Below are 23,311 nucleotides of genomic sequence, written 5' to 3'. Positions count from 1 at the left end.
TCTGTTCGGCAGTCAGTTGGCGAGCAGGTTGACCGCGCCGGTGAACACTTTGGGCAGGGCGGCTGCGGCCGGGACGATGCGGGACCGCACGGCAGGAACGGCCGCGGCCCGGACCAGCGCCTCGGTCAGCAGCCGGTAGCGGCGGGTGAGGTTCCGCCAGCGACGGTCGTATTCGTCGACCCGGTCGCGGACGACGCAGTCGACCAGCGCCTCGGCTGCGCTGAACGCCAACCCCAGACCTTCACCGGTCAGGGCGTCGACGTAGCCGGCGGCGTCGCCGACCAGGAGCACCCGGCCCGCGACCCGGGTGCGTACGTGCTGCCGCAACGGGCCGGCCGCGAGGTCGGGCCCGAATTCATGTCCCTCGACGCGCTGGCGCAGTTCGTCGAACGCCGCGAACTTCGTGTCGAAACCTCCACGACCCGCGGACAGGATCGCGATGCCGACGCAGTCGTCGGCCACCGGTGTCACGTACGCCTCGGTCTCGCGACTCCAGTGCACCTCGACGTTGTGGGTCCACGGCGCCAGCTGTATATGCCGGCGGATACCCCAGCGGCGCGGGCCGGCGGCCGGCCGTGCCAACCCGAGGTCGCGACGGATCGGGGAGTGCAGCCCGTCGGCCGCCACCAGATAGCGGGCCCGGAGCTCGCCGGCGCGAACACCGTCGGCATCCTGGGTGATCGCACCGGCCGCACCCTGGACGAACTTCACCCCGGCCGCCCGCGCCGCGTCGGACATCGCGGCGTGCAGCGTCGTCCGGCGCACCCCGCGGCCCACCCCGCCACGGAACGCGGCCTCGACCCGCGTCGCACCCGCGTGATAGCTGATGCCGCGCAGCGTCCGGCCGGGCGCCACCACACCCAGCCGGTCGAGATGCGCGAGGGAGTGCGGCATCATCCCTTCACCGCAGGCCTTGTCCAACGTGCCGGGACGGCGCTCGACGACAACCGCCTCCAGTCCGGCGCGCGCCGCGTAGAGCGACGTCGCGAGCCCCGCCGGGCCGCCGCCGACCACCAGCAGGTCGATCACGACAGGCTCGCCAGCGCGGCGTTCTCGACGCGCAGCCGGGTGCGCAGCAGCAGCGCGTTGAGCACCGTGAACACCGTGGCCGTCAGCCACGCGGTGTGGACCAGCGGCAGCGCGAACCCCTCGATCACCACTGCGGCGTAGTTGGGGTGCGGTAGCCACCGGTACGGGCCGGCGACCACCCGCGACGCGCCAGGGATGACGATGACGCGCGTGTTCCACTGCGGCCCGAGTGTGCCGATGCACCACCACCGCAGCGCCTGCGCCGCGAGCACCGCGGCCAGCATCGGCCAGCCCAGCGCGGGGATGAACGGCCGATCGAGCAGCAGCGGTTCGAGTACGCACGCCACCAGCAACCCGATGTGCAGCACGACCATGAACGGGTAGTGGCCGAAGCCGTACTCGGTGCCGCCGCGCGCCAGCGACCAGGCGAGGTTGCGCTTGGAGACCACCAACTCGACGAGCCGTTCGACTGCGACGGCCGCGATCAGCGTCAGGTACCAAGCCACCGGATCAGCGCCACCGCAGCAGGACCAGCTCGGAGCAGAAGCCCGGGCCCATGGCCATCATCAGGCCGAGGCTGCCCGCGGGCGGACGTTTGGCGATGGTGTCGTGCAGGACGTGCAGCACCGACGCCGACGACAGGTTGCCCACTTCAGCCAGCGATCGCCACGTCAGCTCGAGCGCATCGTCGGGCAGACCCAGCGTCGCGGTGATCGCCTCGATCACCTTGGGCCCGCCCGGGTGGCTGACCCACGTGCGGATGTCTGCGGTCTCGAGGCCATGTGCGGCAAGGAAATTGGTGACGTCGTCGCCGAGGTAGGTCTCGATGACCTTCGGCACGTCGGGGGAGAGCACCAGGCGGAAGCCGCTCGAATCGATGTCCCAGCCCATCGTGCGTTCGGAGTCGGGGTAGAGGTGGCTGCGCGAGTCGAGCACTTCCGGCCCGGCGGCGTCGACGGTCGTGGCGCGGCGGTCGCCGACCATGACGACGGCGCCGGCTCCGTCGCCGAACAAGCTGGAGCCGACGACGGTCGCCATCGACGGTTCGGCTTTCGGCATCAGGGAGCACAGCTCCACCGCCAGCAGCACCGCGACGTCGTCGGGCGCTCCGCGCAGGTAGTCGTTGACCCGTGCCACTCCGGCGGCCCCGGCGACACAACCCAGCCCGAACAGCGGCACCCGTCGGATATCGGGACGCAGGCCGATCAGACCGGCGATGCGGGCGTCCAGCGTCGGCACCGCCACCCCGGTGACGGTGGTGGTGTAGATGACGTCGACGTCGGCGGGTTTCAGGCCGGCATCGTCGAGAGCACCCCGGATCGCGGCGCACCCGAGGGCCACCGCGTGCTCGATGAAGACGTCGTTGGCGCGGCCGAAGTCGGTCAGGCCCGGATAGTCCGCGAGCGGCAGGACCGTGTGCCGGGTTTCGACTCTGGCACTGCGGTGCAGTTTGCGGATCGCGTCCTCGTGCGCGGCGTAGCCGGGAAGCTCCAGCAGCGCATCGGTGATTTGTTCCTGGGTGTATCGGTGGGGCGGCAGTTCGCTACGGACACTTGCGATTACGCTCATCATCCCTCCTATACCTAGATCACGAGATCGGGGCCGGACGGGTTCATCCCGGCTCGCGAGACAACTAGGCTGGGCCACATGCTGATTGGTTCGCACGTCGACAACACCGATCCTCTGGCCGCGGCCGCTGCCGACGGCGCCGATGTGGTGCAGTTCTTCCTGGGGAACCCGCAGAGCTGGAAGAAGCCCGCGCCCCGCGAGGATGCAGAAGTGCTGCGGGCGTCCACAGTGCCGCTGTACGTCCACGCGCCGTACCTGATCAACGTCGCGTCGGCCAACAACAAGGTGCGCATCCCGTCGCGCAAGATCCTCCAGGACACCTGCGATGCCGCGTCCGAGATCGGCGCGACGGCCGTGATCGTGCACGGCGGGCACGCCGACGACAACGACATGGATGCCGGCTTCGAGCGCTGGGTGAAGGCGCTCGACGCGCTCAAGACCGACATGCCGGTGTACCTGGAGAACACCGCCGGCGGTGAGCACGCCATGGCGCGGCACTTCGACACCATCGCCCGGCTGTGGGACCGCATCGGGGACAAGGGCATCGGTTTCTGTCTGGATACCTGCCATGCCTGGGCGGCGGGGGAGGCGTTGGTCGACGCGGTCGAACGGATCAAGACCATCACCGGCCGCATCGATCTGGTGCACTGCAACGACTCCCGCGACGCCGCCGGTTCCGGGGCCGACCGGCACGCGAACTTCGGTTCGGGCCAGATCGACCCGCAGTTGCTGGCAGCGGTGGTCCGCGCTGCGGACGCTCCCGTCATCTGCGAGACGTCCGAGGACGGCCGCAAGGACGACATCGTGTTCCTCCGCGAGAACGTTTAGTCAGCACCGACAATTGTGATAAACCCGTCGGGTGCAAGACGCCAACACTGAGGTAACAGAGACACCCGACGCCGGCTACGAGCGTGGCCTGTCCGCCAGAACCGTGCAGATGATCGCGATCGGCGGGGCCATCGGTACCGGCCTGTTCTACGGCGCGGGCGGGGCCATCGAGAAGGCCGGTCCGGCGCTGATCCTGGCCTACCTCACCGCGGGTCTGGCCGTGTTCGTCATCATGCGGGCGCTCGGTGAGCTGCTGGTCTACCGCCCGGTGTCGGGCAGCATCTCGGAGTACGCCGAGGAGTTCATGGGCCGCTTCGCCGGCTTCGCGAACGGGTGGACGTACTGGGCGGTGTGGGCCACGACGTGCATGGCCGAGATCACCGTCGCCGGCAAGTACGTGCAGTACTGGCCGTTTGGACACGACATCCCGCAGTGGGTGACGGCGCTGGTCGTCCTGCTGGTGCTGTTCACCGCGAACCTGATCTCGGTGAAGATCTTCGGCGAGGCCGAGTTCTGGTTCTCGATGATCAAGGTGACCGCGATCATCGGCATGATCCTCATCGGCATCGGGGTGCTGCTGCCCATCGCCGGTTTCGGCCCGGTCACCGGCCCGAGCCTGAGCAACCTGTGGAACGACGGCGGCTTCTTCCCGACGGGCTTCAGCTCGGCGTTGCTGAGCCTGCAGATCGTGGTGTTCGCCTACGTCGGTGTGGAGCTGGTCGGTGTCACCGCGGGCGAGGCCGAGAACCCGAAGGTGACGCTGCGCAAGGCCATCAACACGCTGCCGTTCCGCATCGGCCTGTTCTACGTCGGCGCGCTGATCGTCATCCTGTCGGTGCAGGGCTGGCGGAACTACCACGCCGGGCAGAGCCCGTTCGTCGCGGTGTTCCAGTACTTGAACATCCCGGCGGCCGCGGGCATCGTGAACTTCATCCTGCTGACGGCGGCGCTGTCGTCGTGCAACTCGGGTATCTATTCGACGGGCCGCATGGTGCGCAGCCTGGCGCAGCGCGGTGACGCGCCCGCCGGTCTGCAGGCGCTGAGCAGCCGGCATGTGCCGATGCTGGCCATCTGCTTCTCGGTCCTCACCATGGGCGTCGGCGTCCTGGTGAACTACCTGTCGCCGGACAAGGCGTTCGCCTACATCACCTCGGTGTCGACCATCGGCATCATCTTCGTGTGGGGCTCGATCCTGGTGTCGCACTTGATCTATCGCCAGCGGGTGGCCGCCGGCGTGCTGCCGGCGTCGGACTACCGCCTGCCGGGGGCGCCGTACACGACGTTCCTGGCGCTCGGGTTCCTGGCGCTCGTGGTCGTGCTGCTGTTCTTCACCGATGACGGCCGGACCGCGATTCTGGTGGGTGCCATCTGGTTCGTCATCGTGACGCTGGGGTACTTCGTGCACCGCGGCGATCGCGCCACCGAGGTCGTGACGCGGCACTAGCGAATCGCAGCCCCGACGCGGCACCGCCTATGGCTGCAACGACAGCCAGGTGCCGTGGTTGGCGATGCGCAGGGCGGCGGTGATACCGGCGTCGTCGAAGGCGCGTGCGATGTCGTCGCGGCCTTCGGTGAAGTGTGCCCAACCGTCGTAGTGGACCGGGATGTTGACCGGGGCGCCCAGAACCGCGGCGGCGGCCGCGGTTCGGATGCTGTCGAGACTGACCGCTCGATGCCGGAACTTTCCGGGCACGCGGGCGGCGCCGGCGTGCAGGATGGCTGCGTCGATGGTGCCGACGCGACGTGCGATCTCGGCGACAGTGCGAAGGGAGGCGTTGTCGCCGCTGATGTAGACGGTGGGCACCGTGCTGCCGGAAAGCACGAACCCGATGACTTCGCAGTTGACGTACCCGTCGGGGTCCCGGTCACCGTCTTCGGGACCGTGGACGGCAGGGACGGCGGTGACGTTGAACTCGCCGGTATCGGGCCGGGTGAGGGTGTAGGTGCTCCACGGTCGCAATCCAACGGCTGGGCTGCCTAGGCGTCTGGCTCCGCCCATGGTGGTGAGCAGCAACGGCGCGTTCTTGGCGAAGGCGCGGCCGCGCTCGTCGAAGTTGTCAGCGTGGTTGTCGTGGCTGACGAGGACGACGTCGACGGCGCCGATTTGTTCCTCTGCGACGGCCGGGCCTTGGGTTTTCGTCAAGTACCCCTGTGGCCCGGGGGCGTCGAAGGTCGGGTCGCTGACGATGCGTAGTCCGCCGAGATCGAGCACGGTGGTCGGGCCGCCGACAACCAATGCAGCACAACCTTGTTGGGCCAGAGGCATGGTGGGGCTCCTGGGAGTTGCGTGTCTGCTGACCGCCGGCACTCATCGGTCAGCTCCGTCGCGAGTGTATTGAGATTCTTTCCAGTTGATCGCCCGACCGCGTTCCGCTATTCATATATACAGTTCTTGTGCGACTGTCGGAAAAGTGTAATAGTGGGGACATGGCTGATACGCATGTCGTCACCAATCAGGTTCCGCCGCTGCAGGACTACAACCCCGCCACCTTCCCGGCGCTGGCCGAGGCCCTGATCCGCGAAGGCGGGGAGTGGGGCGTCGACGAGGTGCACGCTGTCGGCGAACTCGGCGGCAGCCGGGTCGCGCAGCGCTGGGGTGAACTGGCGGACCGCAACGTCCCGATCCTGCACACGCACGATCGCTACGGGCACCGCGTCGACGAGGTCGAATACGACCCCGCCTACCACCAGCTGATGACCGCGGCGGTGAAGCACGGCCTGCACGGGGCCCCGTGGGCCGACGACCGTCCCGGCGCACACGTCGTCCGCGCGGCGAAGATGTCGGCCTGGACCCCCGAACCGGGCCACGTCTGCCCGATCTCGATGACCTACGCCGTCGTCCCGGCGCTGCGGTTCAACCCCGAACTGTCCAAGGTCTACGAGCCGCTGCTGACCAGCCGCGTGTACGACCCCGAGCTGAAAGTACCTGCCACCAAAGCGGGTATCACCGCGGGCATGTCGATGACCGAGAAGCAGGGCGGCTCCGACGTCCGCGCAGGCACCACCCAGGCCACCCCCAACGGCGACGGCACCTACTCGCTGCGCGGCCACAAATGGTTCACCTCGGCGCCGATGGGCGACATGTTCCTGGTGCTGGCCCAGGCGCCCGGCGGGCTGTCCTGCTTCTTCCTGCCCCGGGTGCTGCCCGACGGCACGCGCAACCGCATGTTCATCCAGCGGCTCAAGGACAAGCTCGGCAACCACGCCAATGCCTCCAGCGAGATCGAGTACGACGGTGCGACGGTCTGGCTGGTCGGCGAGGAGGGCCGCGGCGTCCCGACCATCATCGAGATGGTCAACCTGACCCGCTTGGACTGCACACTGGGCAGCGCCACCAGCATGCGCACGGGCCTGACCCAGGCCGTGCACCACGCCCAGCACCGCAAGGCCTTCGGCGCCTACCTGATCGATCAGCCGCTGATGCGTAACGTGCTGGCCGACATGGCGGTCGAAGCCGAGGCCGCCACCATGCTGGCGATGCGGATGGCCGGCGCCACCGACCGGGCCGTCCGCGGTGACGAGCGCGAAAGCCTGTTCCGCCGAATCGGTTTGGCCGCGGCCAAGTACTGGGTGTGCAAGCGCGCGACGCCGCACGCCGCGGAGGCCATGGAGTGCTTCGGAGGCAACGGCTACGCCGAGGAATCCGGCATGCCGCGGCTCTACCGCGAGGCCCCGCTGATGGGCATCTGGGAAGGTTCGGGCAATGTCAGCGCGCTGGACACCCTCCGCGCCATGGTGACCAAGCCCGAGTGCGTCGACGTGCTGTTCGACGAGTTGGCGCAGGCGCAGGACCCCCGCCTGGACGCGCATGTCAGCGCGCTCAAGGCGCAGCTCACCGATCCGCAGACCATGGAATACCGCGGACGCAAAGTGGCCGAGGACATTTCGCTGGCCCTGCAGGGCGCGCTGCTGGTGCGGCACGGTCACCCCGCGGTGGCCGAGGCATTCCTCGTCAGCCGCCTGGACCGCCAGTGGGGTGGCGCCTTCGGCACGCTGCCCACCGGCCTCGACCTGGCGCCGATCATCGAACGGGCCCTGGTCAAGGGCTGAATTTCTACTGCCGAGCAGTCCCCCAGAGGGAGGTACCCCCAACAAAACTGTCCCAAAACGCCCGTTTTGGACAGTTTTGCGTCTGCTCGCGGGAAGGCTGAGCTGGTGGATTTCGACAACCTGAAGACCATGACCTACGAGGTCACCGACCGGGTCGCCCGGATCACGTTCAATCGTCCCGAGAAGGGCAACTCGATCGTCGCGGATACCCCGCTGGAATTGGCGGCCTGCGTCGAGCGGGCCGACCTCGATCCGAGCGTGCACGTGATCCTGGTGTCGGGCCGGGGCGAAGGGTTTTGTGCCGGTTTCGACTTGAGCGCCTACGCCGACGGCACGGGAGCCGCCGGCGGTTCGGAACACCAGGGCACCGTGCTCGACGGCCACACCCAGGCCGTCAACCATCTGCCGAATCAGCCCTGGGATCCGATGATCGACTACCAGATGATGAGCCGGTTCGTCCGTGGCTTCTCGAGCCTGATGCACTGCGACAAGCCGACCGTCGTGAAGATCCACGGCTACTGCGTGGCCGGCGGCACCGACATCGCGCTGCACGCCGACCAGGTCATCGCGGCGTCCGACGCGAAGATCGGCTACCCGCCGATGCGGGTGTGGGGCGTGCCCGCCGGCGGGCTGTGGGCGCACCGACTGGGCGACCAGCGCGCGAAACGTCTGCTGTTCACCGGGGATTGCATCACCGGGGCGCAGGCCGCCGAGTGGGGCTTGGCTGTCGAGGCGCCGGAGCCCGAAGAACTCGACGAACGCACCGAGCGCCTCGTCGCACGCATTGCGGCCATGCCGGTCAACCAGCTGATCATGGCGAAGCTGGCGTGCAACACCTCGTTGCTGCAGCAGGGGGTTGCGACCAGCCGGATGGTCAGCACGGTGTTCGACGGCATCGCCCGGCATACGCCCGAAGGTCATGCGTTTGTCGCCGACGCCGTCGAGCACGGGTTCCGGCAGGCGGTGCGGCACCGCGACGATCCATACGGGGATGCGGGCCGGGTTGCCTCCGGGGTCTGACAGCCATGGCTGATCTGAAGCGGATGACCGCGCGGTCGGTGGTGCTCAGCGTGCTGCTGGGCGCTCATCCGGCGTGGGCGTCCGCGGCCGAGTTGGTCCGGCTCACTTCGGATTTCGACATCAAGGAGCAGACGCTGCGGGTGGCGCTGACCAGGATGGTCAGCGCCGGTGACCTGGTGCGTTCGGCCGACGGTTACCGGCTCGCCGACCGCCTGCTGGCACGGCAACGACGGCAGGACGCCGCCATCGACCCCAAGACCCGCCCATGGCACGGCGACTGGGTGACCGTCGTCATCACCACGGTCGGCGCCGATGCTCGGACTCGCGCCGACCTGCGAAACGACCTGTTGCAGAACAGGTTCGCCGAACTCCGCGAGGGCGTGTGGCTGCGCCCGGCCAATCTCGCCGGTGACCTCCCGGCAGAGGTCACGGCGAATGCCCGGGTGCTGACCAGCCGGGACGACGACCCCGCTGGGCTGGCTGCCGCGCTGTGGGATCTGCCCGCCTGGATCACCACCGCACGTCAACTGCTCGACGAAATCGGCTCGGCACCAGATGTACCCGGCCGGTTCGTGGCGGCGGCCGCGATCGTGCGGCACCTGCTGGCCGACCCGGTGCTGCCCGCCGAACTGCTCCCGGACGACTGGCCGGGTATGCAGCTGCGGCAGGCCTACTCAGACTTCGCCGCCGAATTGACCGGGCGGCGCGACGAACCGATGGAGGCAATATGACCGAACCAGTGCGGGTCGAGAAGAACGGGCCGGTGACGACGGTCATCATCGACCGGCCCGGCGCCCGCAACGCCGTCAACGGGCCGACGGCGGCGGCGCTGTACCAGGCGTTCGACGATTTCGACCGCGACGATGCCGCGGCGGTCGCGGTGCTGTGGGGAGACCACGGAACCTTCTGTGCCGGAGCCGATCTCAAGGCGTTCGGCACCCCGGAGATGAACCAGACGCACCGGACCGGGCCGGGTCCGATGGGCCCGAGCCGGATGATGCTGTCCAAGCCGGTGATCGCCGCGGTCAGCGGCTATGCCGTCGCCGGCGGACTGGAGCTGGCGTTGTGGTGCGACCTGCGCGTGGTGGAGGAGGACGCCACCTTCGGCGTGTTCTGCCGGCGCTGGGGTGTTCCGCTCATCGACGGCGGCACGGTCCGGTTGCCGCGGCTGATCGGGCACAGCCGCGCCATGGACCTGATCCTCACCGGCCGCGCCGTCGACGCCGCCGAGGCGCTGCAGATCGGTCTGGCCAACCGGGTCGTGCCGCACGGGCAGGCCCGCGAGAAGGCCGAAGAACTGGCCCATCAATTGGCCGCGCTGCCGCAGTTGTGTCTGCGCGCCGACCGGCTGTCCGCGTTGTGGCAGTGGGGCGAATCCGAGGAATCCGCAATGGAATTCGAGTTCGCCAGCCTGGCTCAGGTGGCCGAGGAGTCGATCGCGGGCGCGCAGCGGTTCGCCGGGGGAGCGGGCCGGCACGGCGCCACAGCGTAGGGCTTCGCTAGCCCTTGCTGACGGTGTTGCCGGTACCGGTGTTGTTGACCTTCGGTGCCCCGTCCTTGTAGGTGACGGTGGCGTGCATGCCGACGACGTCGAGCTCCTGGTCGACCTTTTCGAAGGTCACCTTGTTGTCGGTGCCGCCGATGTTCGCCTTCGCGCAGGTGCCCTTGACGGTCAGCGTGTTGTTGGCGCCGCCCACTGTCAGCGATTTGCCGTTGGCGCAATCGATTTCGCGGGTGGTGCCCACCGCGCTGTAGTTGATGGTGTTGCCGACCTCGACCTGCGCCGTGGTCGGCGCCGCCGCTGAGGTGCCTGCCGTGCCGGCGGCGCTCGAGCCGGTGCCACCGGTCTTGTTGTCCTGCGATCCGCAGCCGGTCAGCACCAGCGCGGCAGCGGCGACGACGCCCGCCGCGATTGCGATTCGGTTGGGGTTCATGGGGTGTCCCTCCCTGTCGGCGTTACCGGCACCTGGTGCGGGCCCCGGTCAGGGAATCTTGTTCAGCCGATTTCCCAAACCGAGTTGGCGCCCGATGTCGATGAGTGCCGGATCCCCATTGTGGAATATGACCGTCTGATTGAACCCGTAAGCGGTGACGTCATTGACGATCGTGTCGGCGATGATCGTGTTGGACGAGCCCTGGACGGTCACTGCCCAGCAGGTGCCGAAAGCGTTGATGGTGTTGCCGCTGCCGTTGACGATGAGGGTGCCACCGTGGCAGTCGATGGTCTGGTTGATGCCCTGACCGACGATGTGGGTGTCGTCGTTGACCGCAGCGGCGTTCGGTGCGCCGACCGTGAAGGGGACCGTCAGCAGTCCGGCAACCAATGCGGTTCCCCACGCTTTGCGACTCACGATGGTTCCCTTCGTTCTGGTCTGGCGATGATGTGCGCCGTGGTTCGGTATCTGGGAGCCTACGTTGCGGGGTACGTGCTGCGGAGTAGGTTCGTCCGTTCTGTGGGACTCCCGATGAGACGCGGTTACAAGATTCGCCGAATTGGCCACGTATCCGCAGCGTCTAGAGGTTAGAGTCATTAGTTAACTGGCCGCGCCGCGGCCGATGGAACCCAAGATCGAACACCGGAGGATCGGGCAGATGGCACCTCGGCCAGAGTCGCAAGCGGTTGGGGATGCCCGACCGGCTGCGCCGGCACGGTCGCGGGCGACTGCACGCACCACCAAGCTCAGCCGGGACTCGATCGTGGCCGCGGCCCTGACGTTCCTCGATCGCGAGGGCTGGGATTCGCTGACCATCAATGCCCTGGCCAACCAGCTGGGCACCAAGGGCCCGTCGCTGTACAACCACGTGCAGAGCCTCGATGACCTGCGCCGCACAGTCCGGATGCGCGTCATCGACGACATCATCGGCATGCTCAACACCGTCGGCGAGGGCCGCAGCCGCGACGATGCGGTGATGGCGATGGCCAGTGCCTACCGCAGCTATGCCCATCACCATCCGGGCCGGTACTCGGCATTCACCCGGATGCCGCTGGGCGGCGACGACCCGGAGTACACCGCGGCCACGCACGCGGCGGCCGGGCCGGTGATCGCGGTCCTGGCGTCATACGGACTCGACGGCGAGAACGCCTTCTATGCGGCGCTGGAGTTCTGGTCGGCACTGCACGGTTTCGTGCTGCTGGAGATGACGGGTGTGATGGACGGCGTCGACACCGACGCGGTGTTCACCGACATGGTCGTGCGACTGGCGCGAGGGATGAACGAGCGCGACTCGGCTTGATCAGGGGAGCGCGTGATGTCTGACGACCACAGCGGGTGGCAACCACCGCCACCGCCTCAGTCACCGGAAACGACGCCGGGCTTCCTGCCGCCGCCCGCACCCCCGCCGGGCTACCTGCCGCCGGGGATGGTGCCCCCATGGCCGCCGCAACCCGTCGCCGCGCAGTCCGGCGTACCCCGCTGGCTGGTCGCCCTGGTCTTGGCGGTGCTGGTACTGAGTTATGGCGCGACGGTGTTCTTCACCAAGGACATCTGGCGCGCCGGCGAACCCCGCCCCGTCGTCCAGGCGTCGTTGCAGATTCAGCAGCAGCCGGGAACGGCACCGACCCCGGACGCACTGGCACAGACGCGCAAGGTCGTCGAATCGCGGCTCGGGCACCTCGGCGGGCGCGACGTCGCCGTCGGGCTGGACGGGAACATTCTCAAGGTCACCGCGACCGACGTGACCGAAGCCCAGTTGCGGGGCGTCACCGCCACGGGCCGCCTCTATATAAGGCCGGTGATCCACGCGATCCCGGCGCAGCCCGACCCGACGTACCCATCGCCGTCGCCGCAGACCCCGCAGGTGGCCGACAGCCGGCGCATCGCTGACGAGAAGGCACTACGGCAGAGTGCGCAGCCACAGATCCAGCTGCTGGCGCTGCAGTTCCAGGCGACCCGCTGCGATCAGCCGGATCAGCTGGCCGACCACGACGACCCGAATCTGCCGCTGATCACCTGCTCCGACGACCACAAACAGGTGTATCTGCTGGACAAGTCGATCATCGGCGGCGACCAGATCAAGGACGCCTCGGCCCGCCAGAGCGGGCAGCGCGGCGACTACGTCGTCTTCGTGACCTTCGACGACAAGGCCGCCGATATCTGGTCGACGTTCACCAGCGCCAACATCGGTGCCCGGGCCGCCTTCGCCGTCGACACCCAGGTGGTCAGCGCGCCGGCGCTGCTGGAGCCCATGACGACCGGACGCACCCAGATCCATGGGCAGTTCACCGCCGATTCGGCGAAGTCGTTTGCCGCGGTGGTGGCCGGCGGGGCCCTGCCGTTGCCGGTATCGGTGCAGTCGGTGCAGACGAAACAGATCGCCCCATCGTTCTGGTCGGTGCCTCGGATCGCGGTTCTCGGCGGCGGGGTGGTGGTGATCTTTGCGGTCATCCTCGGAGTCGTTCTGATGAGCCGACGGGCGTTCCGCCAGGGATAAGGTGTTGGTCACCGTCCCGGCCGCACCGCCCTGACCTGCGGTTTGAGTCCTCTGGGCGAGTTTGGATCGTGGCGGTCCGTACTGGTATCGTGGTGGTTCGTGCCTGGCCGACTGGGCGCTTGCATTCATTGTGTTTGTAGGCAAGCCTGCACGCCGGGCCAATTCGCATGTCCGTGGTGCACCGCAAGGTTTGTACCTGGCCTCGTGCGACACGCCCGGACGCGGGGTATGCGATCGGACGAAAACAGCAGTACAGAGTCTTAAACCGCAGTACGACACGCAATAGAGAAAGCCGATAGATGCCAACCATCAACCAGCTGGTCCGCAAGGGTCGCCACGACAAGACCGCCAAGGTCAAGACCGCGGCGCTCAAGGGCAGCCCGCAGCGCCGTGGTGTGTGCACCCGCGTGTACACCACCACCCCCAAGAAGCCGAACTCGGCTCTGCGCAAGGTCGCCCGCGTGAAGCTGACGAGCCAGGTTGAGGTCACGGCCTACATCCCGGGTGAAGGCCACAACCTGCAGGAGCACTCGATGGTGCTCGTGCGTGGCGGTCGTGTGAAGGACCTCCCCGGTGTGCGTTACAAGATCATCCGCGGCTCGCTGGACACCCAGGGTGTGAAGAACCGCAAGCAAGCACGCAGCCGCTACGGCGCCAAGAAGGAGAAGAGCTAATGCCACGCAAGGGCCCCGCGCCGAAGCGGCCGCTGGTCAACGACCCGGTCTACGGTTCGCAGCTGGTTACCCAGCTCGTCAACAAGGTGCTGCTGGACGGCAAGAAGTCGCTGGCCGAGCGCATCGTCTACGGCGCCCTTGAGCAGGCTCGCGAGAAGACCGGCACCGACCCCGTCGTGACGCTGAAGCGCGCCATGGACAACGTCAAGCCGTCCCTCGAGGTCCGCAGCCGCCGTGTCGGTGGCGCGACCTACCAGGTGCCGGTTGAGGTCCGTCCGGACCGTTCGACCACCCTGGCGCTGCGCTGGCTGGTCAGCTTCTCGAAGGCTCGCCGCGAGAAGACCATGGTCGAGCGCCTGGCCAACGAAATCCTGGACGCCAGCAATGGCCTGGGTGCCGCCGTCAAGCGACGTGAGGACACCCACAAGATGGCCGAGGCGAACCGGGCCTTCGCGCACTACCGCTGGTGACTCAATCGCCGGCCGCCAATGCCGGCGGCCGGCGCATCTGATTCACAACTGACCGCCCTCCCGGGCTCGCAACCGAATGTCCTGCCGGACAAAGCGGATGCACCAAAGCAACTGAAAGAGTGGGAACCTAGCCGTGGCACAGGACGTGCTGACCGATCTGAACAAGGTCCGCAACATCGGCATCATGGCGCACATCGACGCCGGTAAGACGACGACGACCGAGCGCATCCTCTTCTACACCGGTATCTCGTACAAGATCGGTGAGGTCCACGACGGCGCCGCCACGATGGACTGGATGGAGCAGGAGCAGGAGCGTGGTATCACCATCACGTCCGCTGCCACCACCTGCTTCTGGAACGACAACCAGATCAACATCATCGACACCCCGGGCCACGTCGACTTCACCGTCGAGGTGGAGCGTTCGCTGCGCGTGCTCGACGGTGCCGTTGCCGTGTTCGACGGCAAAGAAGGTGTGGAGCCGCAGTCCGAGCAGGTGTGGCGCCAGGCCGACAAGTACGACGTCCCCCGCATCTGTTTCGTCAACAAGATGGACAAGCTGGGCGCGGACTTCTACTTCTCGGTCCAGACCATGAAGGACCGCCTGGGCGCGAACGTCATCCCGATCCAGCTGCCGATCGGCTCCGAGGGCGACTTCGAGGGCATCGTCGACCTGGTCGAGATGAAGGCCAAGGTCTGGCGCGGCGAGACCAAGCTCGGTGAGAAGTACGAGACCATCGACATCCCGGCCGACCTTCAGGAGAAGGCCGACGAGTACCGTCTCGCCATGATCGAGGCCGTCGCCGAGACCGACGACGAGCTCATGGAGAAGTACCTGGGTGGCGAAGAGCTGACGATCGATGAGATCAAGGCCGGTCTGCGCAAGCTGACCGTCACCAGCGCCGCCTACCCGGTGCTGTGTGGTTCCGCGTTCAAGAACAAGGGTGTGCAGCCCATGCTCGACGCGGTCATCGACTACCTGCCGACCCCGCTGGACGTCGCGGCCGCCGAAGGCCACGTCCCGGGCAAGGAAGACGAGATCATCTCGCGCAAGCCGTCCGCCGACGAGCCGTTCTCCGGCCTGGCGTTCAAGGTTGCGACGCACCCGTTCTTCGGCAAGCTGACCTACGTCCGCGTCTACTCGGGCAAGGTCGACTCCGGTGCTCAGGTCATCAACTCGACCAAGGGCAAGAAGGAGCGTCTGGGCAAGCTGTTCCAGATGCACTCCAACAAGGAGAACCCGGTCGACTCGGCTGCCGCCGGCCACATCTACGCGGTCATCGGCCTCAAGGACACCACCACCGGTGACACCCTGTGCGACCCGAGCAACCAGATCGTGCTGGAGTCCATGACCTTCCCGGACCCGGTTATCGAGGTGGCCATCGAGCCCAAGACCAAGAGCGACCAGGAGAAGCTGGGTACGGCGATCCAGAAGCTCGCCGAAGAAGACCCGACCTTCAAGGTGCACCTGGACCAGGAGACCGGCCAGACCGTCATCGGCGGCATGGGCGAGCTCCACCTGGACATCCTGGTGGACCGCATGCGTCGCGAGTTCAAGGTCGAGGCCAACGTCGGCAAGCCGCAGGTCGCCTACCGCGAGACCATCCGCAAGGCCGTGCAGAACGTGGAATTCACCCACAAGAAGCAGACCGGTGGCTCGGGCCAGTTCGCGAAGGTCATCATCAGCATCGAGCCGTTCGTCGGCGAAGATGGTGCGACCTACGAGTTCGAGAACAAGGTCACCGGTGGCCGCATCCCGCGTGAGTACATCCCGTCGGTGGATGCCGGTGCGCAGGACGCCATGCAGTACGGCATCTTGGCCGGCTACCCGCTGGTGAACCTGAAGCTGACGCTGCTCGACGGTGCCTACCACGACGTCGACTCGTCGGAAATGGCCTTCAAGGTCGCCGGTTCGCAGGCACTGAAGAAGGCTGCGTCTGCGGCGCAGCCCGTCATCCTGGAGCCGATCATGGCGGTCGAGGTCACCACGCCCGAGGACTACATGGGCGACGTGATCGGCGACCTGAACTCCCGCCGTGGCCAGATCCAGGCCATGGAGGAGCGCAGCGGTGCACGTGTCGTCAAGGCACAGGTTCCGCTGTCTGAAATGTTCGGCTACGTCGGCGACCTCCGGTCGAAGACCCAGGGCCGGGCAAACTACTCCATGGTGTTCGACTCGTACGCCGAAGTTCCGGCGAACGTGTCGAAGGAGATCATCGCCAAGGCGACGGGCCAGTAGTCTCTGACCCGTTCCGCCGCGGCGGACGACACAACTGAACACATCAACACTGCTTAACCAAGCACCAACAAGTCCAGGAGGACACCACAGTGGCGAAGGCGAAGTTCGAGCGGACGAAGCCGCACGTCAACATCGGGACCATCGGTCACGTTGACCACGGCAAGACCACGCTGACTGCAGCAATCACCAAGGTTCTGCACGACAAGTACCCCGATTTGAACGAATCGCGTGCGTTCGACCAGATCGACAATGCGCCCGAGGAGCGTCAGCGCGGTATCACCATCAACATCTCGCATGTTGAGTACCAGACCGAGAAGCGCCACTACGCCCACGTGGACGCCCCCGGTCACGCTGACTACATCAAGAACATGATCACCGGTGCTGCTCAGATGGACGGCGCAATCCTCGTGGTCGCCGCCACCGACGGCCCGATGCCGCAGACCCGTGAGCACGTGCTGCTCGCTCGCCAGGTCGGCGTGCCCTACATCCTGGTCGCACTGAACAAGTCCGACATGGTCGAGGACGAGGAGCTCCTGGAGCTCGTCGAGCTCGAGGTCCGCGAACTGCTGGCCGCTCAGGACTTCGACGAGGACGCCCCCGTGGTCCGCGTCTCGGCGCTGAAGGCGCTCGAGGGCGACGCCACCTGGGTGAAGTCGGTCGAGGAGCTCATGGAGGCCGTCGACGAGTCCATCCCGGACCCGGTTCGCGAGACCGACAAGCCGTTCCTGATGCCCGTTGAGGACGTCTTCACCATCACCGGTCGTGGCACCGTGGTGACCGGTCGTGTCGAGCGTGGCGTGATCAACGTCAACGAAGAGGTCGAGATCGTCGGCATCCGCCCGACCACGACCAAGACCACCGTCACCGGTGTGGAAATGTTCCGCAAGCTGCTCGACCAGGGCCAGGCCGGCGACAACGTCGGTCTGCTGGTTCGTGGCATCAAGCGCGAGGACGTCGAGCGTGGCCAGGTTGTGGTCAAGCCCGGCACCACCACCCCGCACACCGAGTTCGAGGGCAGCGTCTACATCCTGTCCAAGGACGAGGGCGGCCGCCACACGCCGTTCTTCAACAACTACCGCCCGCAGTTCTACTTCCGTACCACGGACGTGACCGGCGTGGTTACCCTGCCCGAGGGCACCGAGATGGTTATGCCCGGTGACAACACCGACATCTCCGTCGTGCTGATCCAGCCGGTCGCCATGGACGAGGGTCTGCGTTTCGCCATCCGTGAGGGCGGTCGTACCGTCGGCGCGGGTCGCGTTACCAAGATCATCAAGTGATCTAGTTTTTCCAAGCGGAGCGCCGCTCACCCGAAAGGGTGGGCGGCGCTTCGCTTTTGAGTCCGCATCGCCCGCGTCGACTCGGCGGCTACGGCGCGCCACGGTGAGTCCGGAGCGCCGCCGGCGCAGTCTCACCGGCGAGAAAGCGGTGTCGGCGCTCGATAGTTGCGGGCAAGATGGCAGGATCGTTCGCGATGGAGGGGAACGCGATGAGGGGTGGCCTGTCGTGCGGGTGAACGTGCGGGCATTCACCGACACCGGACTACGTCGGAAGCGCAACGAAGATGCGGTGATGGTCGGCGGCTGGGTCAGCCAGACGCACAACGGTGTTCTGGTGGACATGCGGATGCAGCCGGGGTCCCCGTTCGTCTGCGCGGTGTGCGACGGCATGGGCGGGCACGTCGGCGGCGATGTCGCGAGCCGGACGGCGCTGAGCATGATCGCGACCATGTCGCCGGGCTGGACCGGCGGCGACGACATCACGTCGTCGCTGTCGTACGTCAGTGACTGGCTGTACGACATGGGCCGCGACACCGAGCTGGCCGGGATGGGCACCACCATCGCCGGCGTCTGCCTGACGGCCGACGAGGCGATCGTCTTCAACGTCGGGGACAGCCGGGTGTATTCGGTCGCCGGTGAGACGCTGACGCAGGTGTCGGTCGACGACGCCGTCCTCGACGCGGCGGGCCGGCCCACCAACATCATCACCCAGTCACTCGGCCAGGGCGTGCCCATCGCTGCCCACCTGACCGCGACGCCGCTGCAGCCGGGTAGCTACCTGATGTGCTCGGACGGGGTGCACGGTCAGATGGAGCATCACGATCTGCAGGCGGCCACGGCGTGCAACGACCGGGGCGACGGTTCGGCCATCATCATCGGGACGGCCCGGGCCAACGGTGCCGCCGACAATTTCTCGTTCGTCCTGTTGGACGTCCTCGCCGACTGACGCGACACTAGAGTCTCTCGCAGCGGTTCAGCTGATCAAGGAGCGTGGCTCGAATGTTGGTGCGTTACCTCAAGGCACAGGCCCTGGTGCTGCTGTGTGGTGGATTGGTCGGCCCGATCTTCCTGGCGGTGTACTTCTTCTCCGGCCAGGACGAACTGATGAAGTGGATGTTCTGGACCGGTCTGCTGGTCACGGCGATCGACGTACTCGTCGCGCTGGGGTTGGCAGGCTTCGGCGAGATGCGGTCGGCGGAGCGCGAGGAGCTCGAGGCCAGCGGCGTGCTGGGGCTGGCCGAGGTCATCGGGATCGGGGAGACCGGTACCCGGGTCAATGACCAGCCACTGGTGAAACTGAATCTGCACATCACCGGGCCGCAGCTGGCTCCGTTCGAAGCGCAGGACAAGGTGCTGGCGTCGGTGAGCCGGTTGCCGATGATCACGGCCCGCAAGCTCGTCGTGATGGTCAACCCGGCCACCAACAAGTTCCACATCGACTGGGAGCGAAGCGCATTGGTGTCGGGCATGATGCCGGTCCGGTTGACCTCGGAGCAGGACGGCCGCACCTATGACCTGACCGGCCGCTCGGGTCCGATCATGGACATCCTGCAGATCCTCAAGTCCAACGGGGTGGCGCTCAGCGGGATCGCCGACCTGCGGTCGAATCCGGCGGTGCGCCAACAGGTGATGGACGTGGTTCGACGGGCCACGGCCGCCGAGCGTACGCCAGCACCTGCGCCGGCTGCGCCGGCGCAGCCCGTTGCGCCACAGCCGGCGCCATCGACTGCGCAGCGGCTGCAGGAGATCGAGACGCTGCGCGCGATGGGCACCATCAGCGAGGCCGAGTACACCGCCAAGCGCGCCCAGATCATCGCCGAGTTGTAGCCGGCGGGCCGCCTTCGGGGAGGCACTAGAACGCGTTCTAGTTTTGCTGCTAGCGTGGCGGTGGATTCCGGCGTGATGAAGGGACTGGCAATGACGGCAGGCGGAGCACTCGAAGGCAAGGTGGCGTTCATTACCGGGGCTGCCCGTGGGCAGGGCCGGGCGCATGCCATCCGGATGGCACGTGAGGGCGCCGACATCGTCGCCATCGACATCTGCGGTCCCGTCTCGCACACCATCACCTACCCGATGCCGACGTCGGACGATCTCGCGGAGACCGCGCGACTGGTCGAAGCCGAGGGCCGCAAGGTCCTCGCCCGCGAGGTCGACATCCGCGACCTGGCTGCCCAGCAGCAGGTCGTCGCCGACGCGGTCGAGCAGTTCGGTCGGCTCGACATCTTGGTCGCCAATGCCGGCGTGCTGAGCTGGGGACGTCTGTTCGAGATGGACGAGGACCAGTGGGACAGCGTCGTCAACGTCAACCTGTCCGGCACCTGGCGCACCATCCGGGCCGTGGTGCCCGCGATGATCGAGGCGGGCAACGGCGGGTCGATCATCATCGTGAGCTCCTCGGCGGGCCTCAAGGCGACGCCGGGCAACGGTCACTACGCGGCCTCCAAGTTCGGCCTCGTCGGTCTGACCAACGCACTGGCCCTCGAGGTGGGCGAGTTCGGCATCCGGGTCAACTCGATCCATCCCTACTCGATCATGACGCCGATGATCGAGCCGGAGGCCATGGGCGCGATCTTCTCCAAGTACCCGAACTACCTGCACAGCTTCGCGCCGATGCCGTACAAGCCCGTCGCACACGACGGCAAGGCCGGTCTGCAGGAATTCATGACGCCGGAAGAGGTCACCGACGTGGTGACCTGGTTGGCCGGGCCGGGCGCGGGGACCATCTCCGGTTCTCAGATCGCCGTCGACCGCGGCGTCATGAAGTACTGAGTTACGGAGCCACCTGCCCGACCAGCACGTCGGCGAATTCCGTTGCGCCGCCTGACACTCTGATCGCGGGCCGGCCGCAGCCGGGTGCCAGCGTGCGGCGCACTGCGGATTTTCCGTCGACATCGACCGATACTTCGCCGGTCTTGGTGATCGTCACATCGATTACGTGCCAGTCGTTGTCGAGCGGTGTCGGGATCGGGCCCGAGTCCGTATCGGGGGGACTGGCGGCAGCGGTGAGGCCGAGGGCGTAGCCGCCCGTCGCGCTGCGAACGCGTCCGGTGAACCGCAGTGAGCATGCCGGATCACCGGGTTGGATCAGGCCCGCCCACGCCGGCTTCGGGGTGTCGACGGCGTCGTGCGGGTCGAGGCGCACCGCGCGGCCGTCGTTGGTGAAGGTGGCGTCGACGCCGCCGACGCGGGTCCAGGTGTTGAAGTTCGTCGGCTCCGGCGGGTGTGTCGGCACGATGGTCAGGCCGCTGAACGGTGTCGTCGGCTCGCCGTGGGCCGCACCGTCGCCGCGCGAGAGTTTGGTGGCGACGACCGTGCCGCCCGCGACCAGAGCTGTTACCGCCAGCACCGCACCGCCGATGATCCACCATTTCCGCGCGCTGGACCGATGCGGCGGCCCCGGTTCTGTTGGGGCGTAGCGTTGTTGGTCGTCCACCCAGAGCGCCCAGCCCGGTGGTGGCGGGGGCCAGGACGGATCCGGCTGCCAGTCCGGGCCCGGTCGCCAATCCGGTGGAAACGGCGGCCAGTTGGGCGGCGGATTGAAGCGCATCCTATGGGTTTACCACCGCACCGTCGGTGGCGTGGCCAGTGCCTCGGCGAATCGGTCCATCGCCCAATCGATTTCGGCCGCGGTGATCACCAGTGGTGGGGCGAACCGCAGGGTCGGGCCGTGGGTGTCCTTGGCCAGCACGCCGCGTTCTGCCAGTCGCAGGCTGACCTCCCGTCCGGTGCCGACCGCCGGGTCGAGGTCGACGCCCGCCCACAGGCCCAGCCCACGCACGGCGGTCACGCCGTGCCCGATCATCTCTGTCAGACGGGCGTGCAGGTGCCGGCCGAGTTCGGTTGATCTGGACTGGAATTCGCCGCGCTGTAGCATGCCGACCACCGTGGCGCCGATCGCGGCGGCCAGCGGATTGCCGCCGAACGTCGACCCGTGCTCGCCGGGGTGCAGCACGCCGAGCACATCGTGGTCGGCCACCACCGCCGAAAGCGGCACGATGCCCCCACCCAGTGCCTTGCCCAGCAGGTAGACGTCGGGCACGACGTCCCAGTGGTCGCACGCGAAGGTGTGGCCGGTGCGGGCCAGGCCGGACTGGATTTCGTCGGCGATCATCAGCACGTTGTGTTCGGTGCACAGTGCGCGTACGCGCGGCAGATAGTCATCGGGCGGCACGATGATGCCGGCCTCGCCCTGGATCGGCTCGATCAGCACCGCGGCGGTGTTGTGGTCGATGGCCGCCGCGAGTGCATCGGCGTCGCCGAACGGCACCGAGCGGAAGCCTGGTGTGTACGGGCCGAAGCCCCGCCGGGCCGTCTCGTCATCGGAGAAGCTGATGATCGTCGTGGTGCGGCCGTGGAAGTTGTTGTGCGCCACAACGATGTTCGGATCCGTCAGCCCTTTGACATCCCGACTCCACTTGCGCGCGACCTTGATCGCGCTCTCGACGGCCTCGGCGCCGCTGTTCATGGGCAGCACCAGGTCCTTGCCGCACAGCTGGGCGAGGGCGGCGCAGAACGGGCCCAGGCGGTCGGAGTGGAACGCGCGACTCACCAGGGTCACCGTGTCCAGCTGGGCGTGGGCGGTCGCGAGGATCTCGGGATTGCGGTGGCCGAAGTTCACGGCCGAATACGCCGCCAGGCAGTCCAGGTATCTGCGTCCCTCGGGGTCGGTGATCCACACCCCGTCGGCGGACACGGCGACCACCGGCAGCGGCGCGTAATTGTGCGCGGCGTAGCGGTTGTCGAGGTCGATCAGCTCAGCCGTGCTTCCGGATGTTTCCGGTGTTCCCGCAACGGCTTTCAGCATGACGTCGGGTACACCTCCAGCGTGCAGCATTTCACCGAGCCGCCGCCCTTGAGCAACTCGGACAGCTCCACGCCGACCGGCCGGAAACCGGCGGCGGAGAGTTGCGCGGCGAAGCCGGTGGCTGCGGCCGGGTGCACGACGTTCAGCCCGTCCGATACCGCGTTCAGGCCGAGCACGTGGGCGTCGGCATCGGCGACCTCGATGGCGCCCGGAAACATCTTGCGCAGCAACGCCACCGATGTGGCGCCGAACGCCGGGGGATAGAACGCGATGGTGTCGTCATCGAGCACGGCGAGTGCGGTATCGAGGTGGTAGAAGCGGGGGTTGACCAGCTGCAGGCTGGTCAACGGCAGGCCGGACAGCTTGGCGACCTCGTCGTGCGACTGGCGGTCGGTGCGGAAGCCATAGCCGGCCAATATCTTTGAGCCGATGATCAGCAGGTCGCCCTGGCCCTCGTTGGTGTGCTCGGTGTACAGCGGGCAGTAGCCGTGGTCGAGCAGCCACCCGGCGTAGGCCACCGATTCTCCGGTCCGCTGGGGGTAGGTGAAGCGGGCGATGATGGCGACCTTCTCGAAGCCGTCGTCGAGGACCAGCCCGCCGTTGGCGGCGTACACCATGTCGGGCAGTCCCGGGATCGGGTCGACCAGCTGGACGGTGTGCCCGAGGCTCCGGTAGGTCTGGACCAGGTGCTCCCACTGGCGCACCGCCAGTGCGGTGTCGACGCTGGCGGAGGTGTCCATCCAGGGGTTGATCGCATATTCGACGGCGAAATGCGTCGGCCGGGTCATCACATAGTGCCTGGGGCGGGCTACCCGGTCTGGTCGCCAACCTGAATTTGGTGTCGCCATCTTGACGACATCAGTAATCGTCATAATTCGATGGTAGGAGCACTTGTGCACGCAAGCAATCGATGCTTGTTG

General features: G+C 67.2%; 24 protein-coding genes. 15 read left to right on the top strand and 9 right to left on the bottom strand.

Going from position 1 to position 23,311, the window contains the following annotated elements:
* Positions 1-12: 12 nt before the first annotated feature.
* From AC1U2B_RS15570 to AC1U2B_RS15560, 3 genes are read right to left on the bottom strand one after another with little or no spacing between them, the layout of a single operon-like run.
* A complete protein-coding gene (locus AC1U2B_RS15570; RefSeq protein ID WP_480217467.1) occupies positions 13-1,029 on the bottom strand; it encodes an NAD(P)/FAD-dependent oxidoreductase in 1,017 nt (338 codons plus the stop codon).
* Complete coding sequence (locus tag AC1U2B_RS15565; RefSeq protein ID WP_480217466.1) at positions 1,026-1,535, bottom strand: isoprenylcysteine carboxyl methyltransferase family protein; 510 nt, start codon at positions 1,533-1,535, stop codon at positions 1,026-1,028. Before AC1U2B_RS15565 ends, AC1U2B_RS15570 begins: the two co-directional genes overlap by 4 nt.
* Positions 1,536-1,539: 4 nt before the next feature.
* Complete coding sequence (locus tag AC1U2B_RS15560) at positions 1,540-2,598, bottom strand: type III polyketide synthase (RefSeq protein WP_480217465.1); 1,059 nt, start codon at positions 2,596-2,598, stop codon at positions 1,540-1,542.
* 78 nt (positions 2,599-2,676) lie between these two features.
* Between AC1U2B_RS15560 and AC1U2B_RS15555 the strand changes: the two genes are divergently transcribed.
* Both AC1U2B_RS15555 and AC1U2B_RS15550 read left to right on the top strand, forming a co-directional pair.
* On the top strand, positions 2,677-3,426 hold the full coding sequence (locus AC1U2B_RS15555) for a deoxyribonuclease IV (protein ID WP_480217464.1): 750 nt from the start codon (positions 2,677-2,679) through the stop codon (positions 3,424-3,426).
* 31 nt (positions 3,427-3,457) lie between these two features.
* Entirely contained in the window at positions 3,458-4,870 is a 1,413-nt protein-coding gene (locus AC1U2B_RS15550) for an amino acid permease (protein WP_480217463.1), read from the top strand.
* A 27-nt stretch (positions 4,871-4,897) separates the two neighbouring features.
* Here AC1U2B_RS15550 and AC1U2B_RS15545 read toward each other — a convergent pair whose 3' ends face one another.
* Positions 4,898-5,692 (bottom strand): MBL fold metallo-hydrolase, encoded by a 795-nt coding sequence (locus AC1U2B_RS15545; protein WP_480217462.1) that lies wholly within the window; start codon positions 5,690-5,692, stop codon positions 4,898-4,900.
* A 161-nt stretch (positions 5,693-5,853) separates the two neighbouring features.
* On the opposite strand from AC1U2B_RS15545, the gene AC1U2B_RS15540 reads away from it, so the two are divergent.
* The 4 genes from AC1U2B_RS15540 to AC1U2B_RS15525 all read left to right on the top strand — a co-directional run bounded on the left by AC1U2B_RS15540 (position 5,854) and on the right by AC1U2B_RS15525 (position 9,988).
* On the top strand, positions 5,854-7,476 hold the full coding sequence (locus AC1U2B_RS15540; protein WP_480217461.1) for an acyl-CoA dehydrogenase family protein: 1,623 nt from the start codon (positions 5,854-5,856) through the stop codon (positions 7,474-7,476).
* Positions 7,477-7,578: 102 nt separating this feature from the next.
* A complete protein-coding gene (locus tag AC1U2B_RS15535; protein WP_480217749.1) occupies positions 7,579-8,496 on the top strand; it encodes a crotonase/enoyl-CoA hydratase family protein in 918 nt (305 codons plus the stop codon).
* 14 nt (positions 8,497-8,510) lie between these two features.
* A complete protein-coding gene (locus tag AC1U2B_RS15530; protein WP_480217748.1) occupies positions 8,511-9,227 on the top strand; it encodes a PaaX family transcriptional regulator C-terminal domain-containing protein in 717 nt (238 codons plus the stop codon).
* Positions 9,224-9,988 carry a crotonase/enoyl-CoA hydratase family protein gene (locus AC1U2B_RS15525; protein WP_480217460.1) on the top strand — a complete coding sequence of 255 codons (765 nt, stop codon included), beginning with the start codon at positions 9,224-9,226 and terminating at the stop codon, positions 9,986-9,988. The genes AC1U2B_RS15530 and AC1U2B_RS15525 overlap by 4 nt, the downstream gene beginning before the upstream one ends.
* 7 nt (positions 9,989-9,995) lie before the next feature.
* Here the strand turns inward: AC1U2B_RS15525 and AC1U2B_RS15520 are convergent, their stop codons facing one another.
* Both AC1U2B_RS15520 and AC1U2B_RS15515 read right to left on the bottom strand, forming a co-directional pair.
* Positions 9,996-10,430 carry a DUF3060 domain-containing protein gene (locus AC1U2B_RS15520; protein WP_418004983.1) on the bottom strand — a complete coding sequence of 145 codons (435 nt, stop codon included), beginning with the start codon at positions 10,428-10,430 and terminating at the stop codon, positions 9,996-9,998.
* Positions 10,431-10,478: 48 nt separating this feature from the next.
* Complete coding sequence (locus AC1U2B_RS15515; RefSeq protein WP_237162731.1) at positions 10,479-10,847, bottom strand: DUF3060 domain-containing protein; 369 nt, start codon at positions 10,845-10,847, stop codon at positions 10,479-10,481.
* A gap of 241 nt (positions 10,848-11,088) precedes the next feature.
* Between AC1U2B_RS15515 and AC1U2B_RS15510 the strand changes: the two genes are divergently transcribed.
* The 9 genes from AC1U2B_RS15510 to AC1U2B_RS15470 all read left to right on the top strand — a co-directional run bounded on the left by AC1U2B_RS15510 (position 11,089) and on the right by AC1U2B_RS15470 (position 20,356).
* Positions 11,089-11,730: a TetR/AcrR family transcriptional regulator gene (locus tag AC1U2B_RS15510; protein ID WP_043402168.1), complete on the top strand. Its 642-nt coding sequence runs from the start codon at positions 11,089-11,091 to the stop codon at positions 11,728-11,730.
* A 15-nt stretch (positions 11,731-11,745) separates the two neighbouring features.
* A complete protein-coding gene (locus tag AC1U2B_RS15505; protein ID WP_480217459.1) occupies positions 11,746-12,927 on the top strand; it encodes a SecDF P1 head subdomain-containing protein in 1,182 nt (393 codons plus the stop codon).
* Positions 12,928-13,226: 299 nt separating this feature from the next.
* A complete protein-coding gene (gene rpsL / locus AC1U2B_RS15500; protein WP_020101371.1) occupies positions 13,227-13,601 on the top strand; it encodes a 30S ribosomal protein S12 in 375 nt (124 codons plus the stop codon).
* On the top strand, positions 13,601-14,071 hold the full coding sequence (gene rpsG / locus AC1U2B_RS15495) for a 30S ribosomal protein S7 (protein ID WP_020101372.1): 471 nt from the start codon (positions 13,601-13,603) through the stop codon (positions 14,069-14,071). Before rpsL ends, rpsG begins: the two co-directional genes overlap by 1 nt.
* 133 nt (positions 14,072-14,204) lie before the next feature.
* On the top strand, positions 14,205-16,307 hold the full coding sequence (gene fusA / locus AC1U2B_RS15490; protein ID WP_043401682.1) for an elongation factor G: 2,103 nt from the start codon (positions 14,205-14,207) through the stop codon (positions 16,305-16,307).
* 89 nt (positions 16,308-16,396) lie between these two features.
* Positions 16,397-17,587 (top strand): elongation factor Tu, encoded by a 1,191-nt coding sequence (gene tuf, locus AC1U2B_RS15485; RefSeq protein ID WP_043401684.1) that lies wholly within the window; start codon positions 16,397-16,399, stop codon positions 17,585-17,587.
* A 226-nt stretch (positions 17,588-17,813) separates the two neighbouring features.
* Positions 17,814-18,533 carry a PP2C family protein-serine/threonine phosphatase gene (locus AC1U2B_RS15480; RefSeq protein ID WP_480217458.1) on the top strand — a complete coding sequence of 240 codons (720 nt, stop codon included), beginning with the start codon at positions 17,814-17,816 and terminating at the stop codon, positions 18,531-18,533.
* 53 nt (positions 18,534-18,586) lie between these two features.
* On the top strand, positions 18,587-19,414 hold the full coding sequence (locus AC1U2B_RS15475; RefSeq protein ID WP_480217457.1) for an SHOCT domain-containing protein: 828 nt from the start codon (positions 18,587-18,589) through the stop codon (positions 19,412-19,414).
* A gap of 90 nt (positions 19,415-19,504) precedes the next feature.
* Positions 19,505-20,356, top strand: coding sequence for a mycofactocin-coupled SDR family oxidoreductase (locus AC1U2B_RS15470; RefSeq protein WP_043402174.1), 852 nt, complete (start codon positions 19,505-19,507; stop codon positions 20,354-20,356).
* Position 20,357: 1 nt separating this feature from the next.
* Here AC1U2B_RS15470 and AC1U2B_RS15465 read toward each other — a convergent pair whose 3' ends face one another.
* The 3 genes from AC1U2B_RS15465 to ddaH are packed head-to-tail and all read right to left on the bottom strand — an operon-like array spanning position 20,358 to position 23,263.
* The gene (locus tag AC1U2B_RS15465; protein WP_480217456.1) at positions 20,358-21,134 is read right to left on the bottom strand and encodes a hypothetical protein; all 777 of its coding nucleotides are present in this window, start codon (positions 21,132-21,134) and stop codon (positions 20,358-20,360) included.
* A gap of 9 nt (positions 21,135-21,143) precedes the next feature.
* Positions 21,144-22,391 carry an ornithine--oxo-acid transaminase gene (rocD, locus tag AC1U2B_RS15460; RefSeq protein ID WP_480217455.1) on the bottom strand — a complete coding sequence of 416 codons (1,248 nt, stop codon included), beginning with the start codon at positions 22,389-22,391 and terminating at the stop codon, positions 21,144-21,146.
* On the bottom strand, positions 22,385-23,263 hold the full coding sequence (ddaH, locus tag AC1U2B_RS15455; protein WP_480217454.1) for a dimethylargininase: 879 nt from the start codon (positions 23,261-23,263) through the stop codon (positions 22,385-22,387). Before ddaH ends, rocD begins: the two co-directional genes overlap by 7 nt.
* Between the last annotated feature and the right edge of the window lie 48 nt (positions 23,264-23,311).

Source organism: Mycolicibacterium sp. P4_G11 (genome assembly GCF_056555145.1).
The sequence above is the reverse complement of the archived record's forward strand: the minus strand, read 5'-3'. Positions and strand labels throughout refer to the sequence as shown.

Coding starts and splice junctions, on each gene's coding strand:
- AC1U2B_RS15555 (WP_480217464.1), top strand. CDS start 2,677: ATGCTGATTGGTTCGCACGTCGACAACACCGATCCTCTGGCCGCGGCC.
- AC1U2B_RS15525 (WP_480217460.1), top strand. CDS start 9,224: ATGACCGAACCAGTGCGGGTCGAGAAGAACGGGCCGGTGACGACGGTC.
- AC1U2B_RS15520 (WP_418004983.1), bottom strand. CDS start 10,430: ATGAACCCCAACCGAATCGCAATCGCGGCGGGCGTCGTCGCCGCTGCC.
- ddaH (WP_480217454.1), bottom strand. CDS start 23,263: ATGACGATTACTGATGTCGTCAAGATGGCGACACCAAATTCAGGTTGG.
- AC1U2B_RS15510 (WP_043402168.1), top strand. CDS start 11,089: ATGGCACCTCGGCCAGAGTCGCAAGCGGTTGGGGATGCCCGACCGGCT.
- AC1U2B_RS15545 (WP_480217462.1), bottom strand. CDS start 5,692: ATGCCTCTGGCCCAACAAGGTTGTGCTGCATTGGTTGTCGGCGGCCCG.
- AC1U2B_RS15505 (WP_480217459.1), top strand. CDS start 11,746: ATGTCTGACGACCACAGCGGGTGGCAACCACCGCCACCGCCTCAGTCA.
- AC1U2B_RS15475 (WP_480217457.1), top strand. CDS start 18,587: ATGTTGGTGCGTTACCTCAAGGCACAGGCCCTGGTGCTGCTGTGTGGT.
- AC1U2B_RS15470 (WP_043402174.1), top strand. CDS start 19,505: ATGACGGCAGGCGGAGCACTCGAAGGCAAGGTGGCGTTCATTACCGGG.
- rpsL (WP_020101371.1), top strand. CDS start 13,227: ATGCCAACCATCAACCAGCTGGTCCGCAAGGGTCGCCACGACAAGACC.
- rpsG (WP_020101372.1), top strand. CDS start 13,601: ATGCCACGCAAGGGCCCCGCGCCGAAGCGGCCGCTGGTCAACGACCCG.
- rocD (WP_480217455.1), bottom strand. CDS start 22,391: ATGCTGAAAGCCGTTGCGGGAACACCGGAAACATCCGGAAGCACGGCT.
- AC1U2B_RS15540 (WP_480217461.1), top strand. CDS start 5,854: ATGGCTGATACGCATGTCGTCACCAATCAGGTTCCGCCGCTGCAGGAC.
- AC1U2B_RS15465 (WP_480217456.1), bottom strand. CDS start 21,134: ATGCGCTTCAATCCGCCGCCCAACTGGCCGCCGTTTCCACCGGATTGG.
- AC1U2B_RS15560 (WP_480217465.1), bottom strand. CDS start 2,598: ATGAGCGTAATCGCAAGTGTCCGTAGCGAACTGCCGCCCCACCGATAC.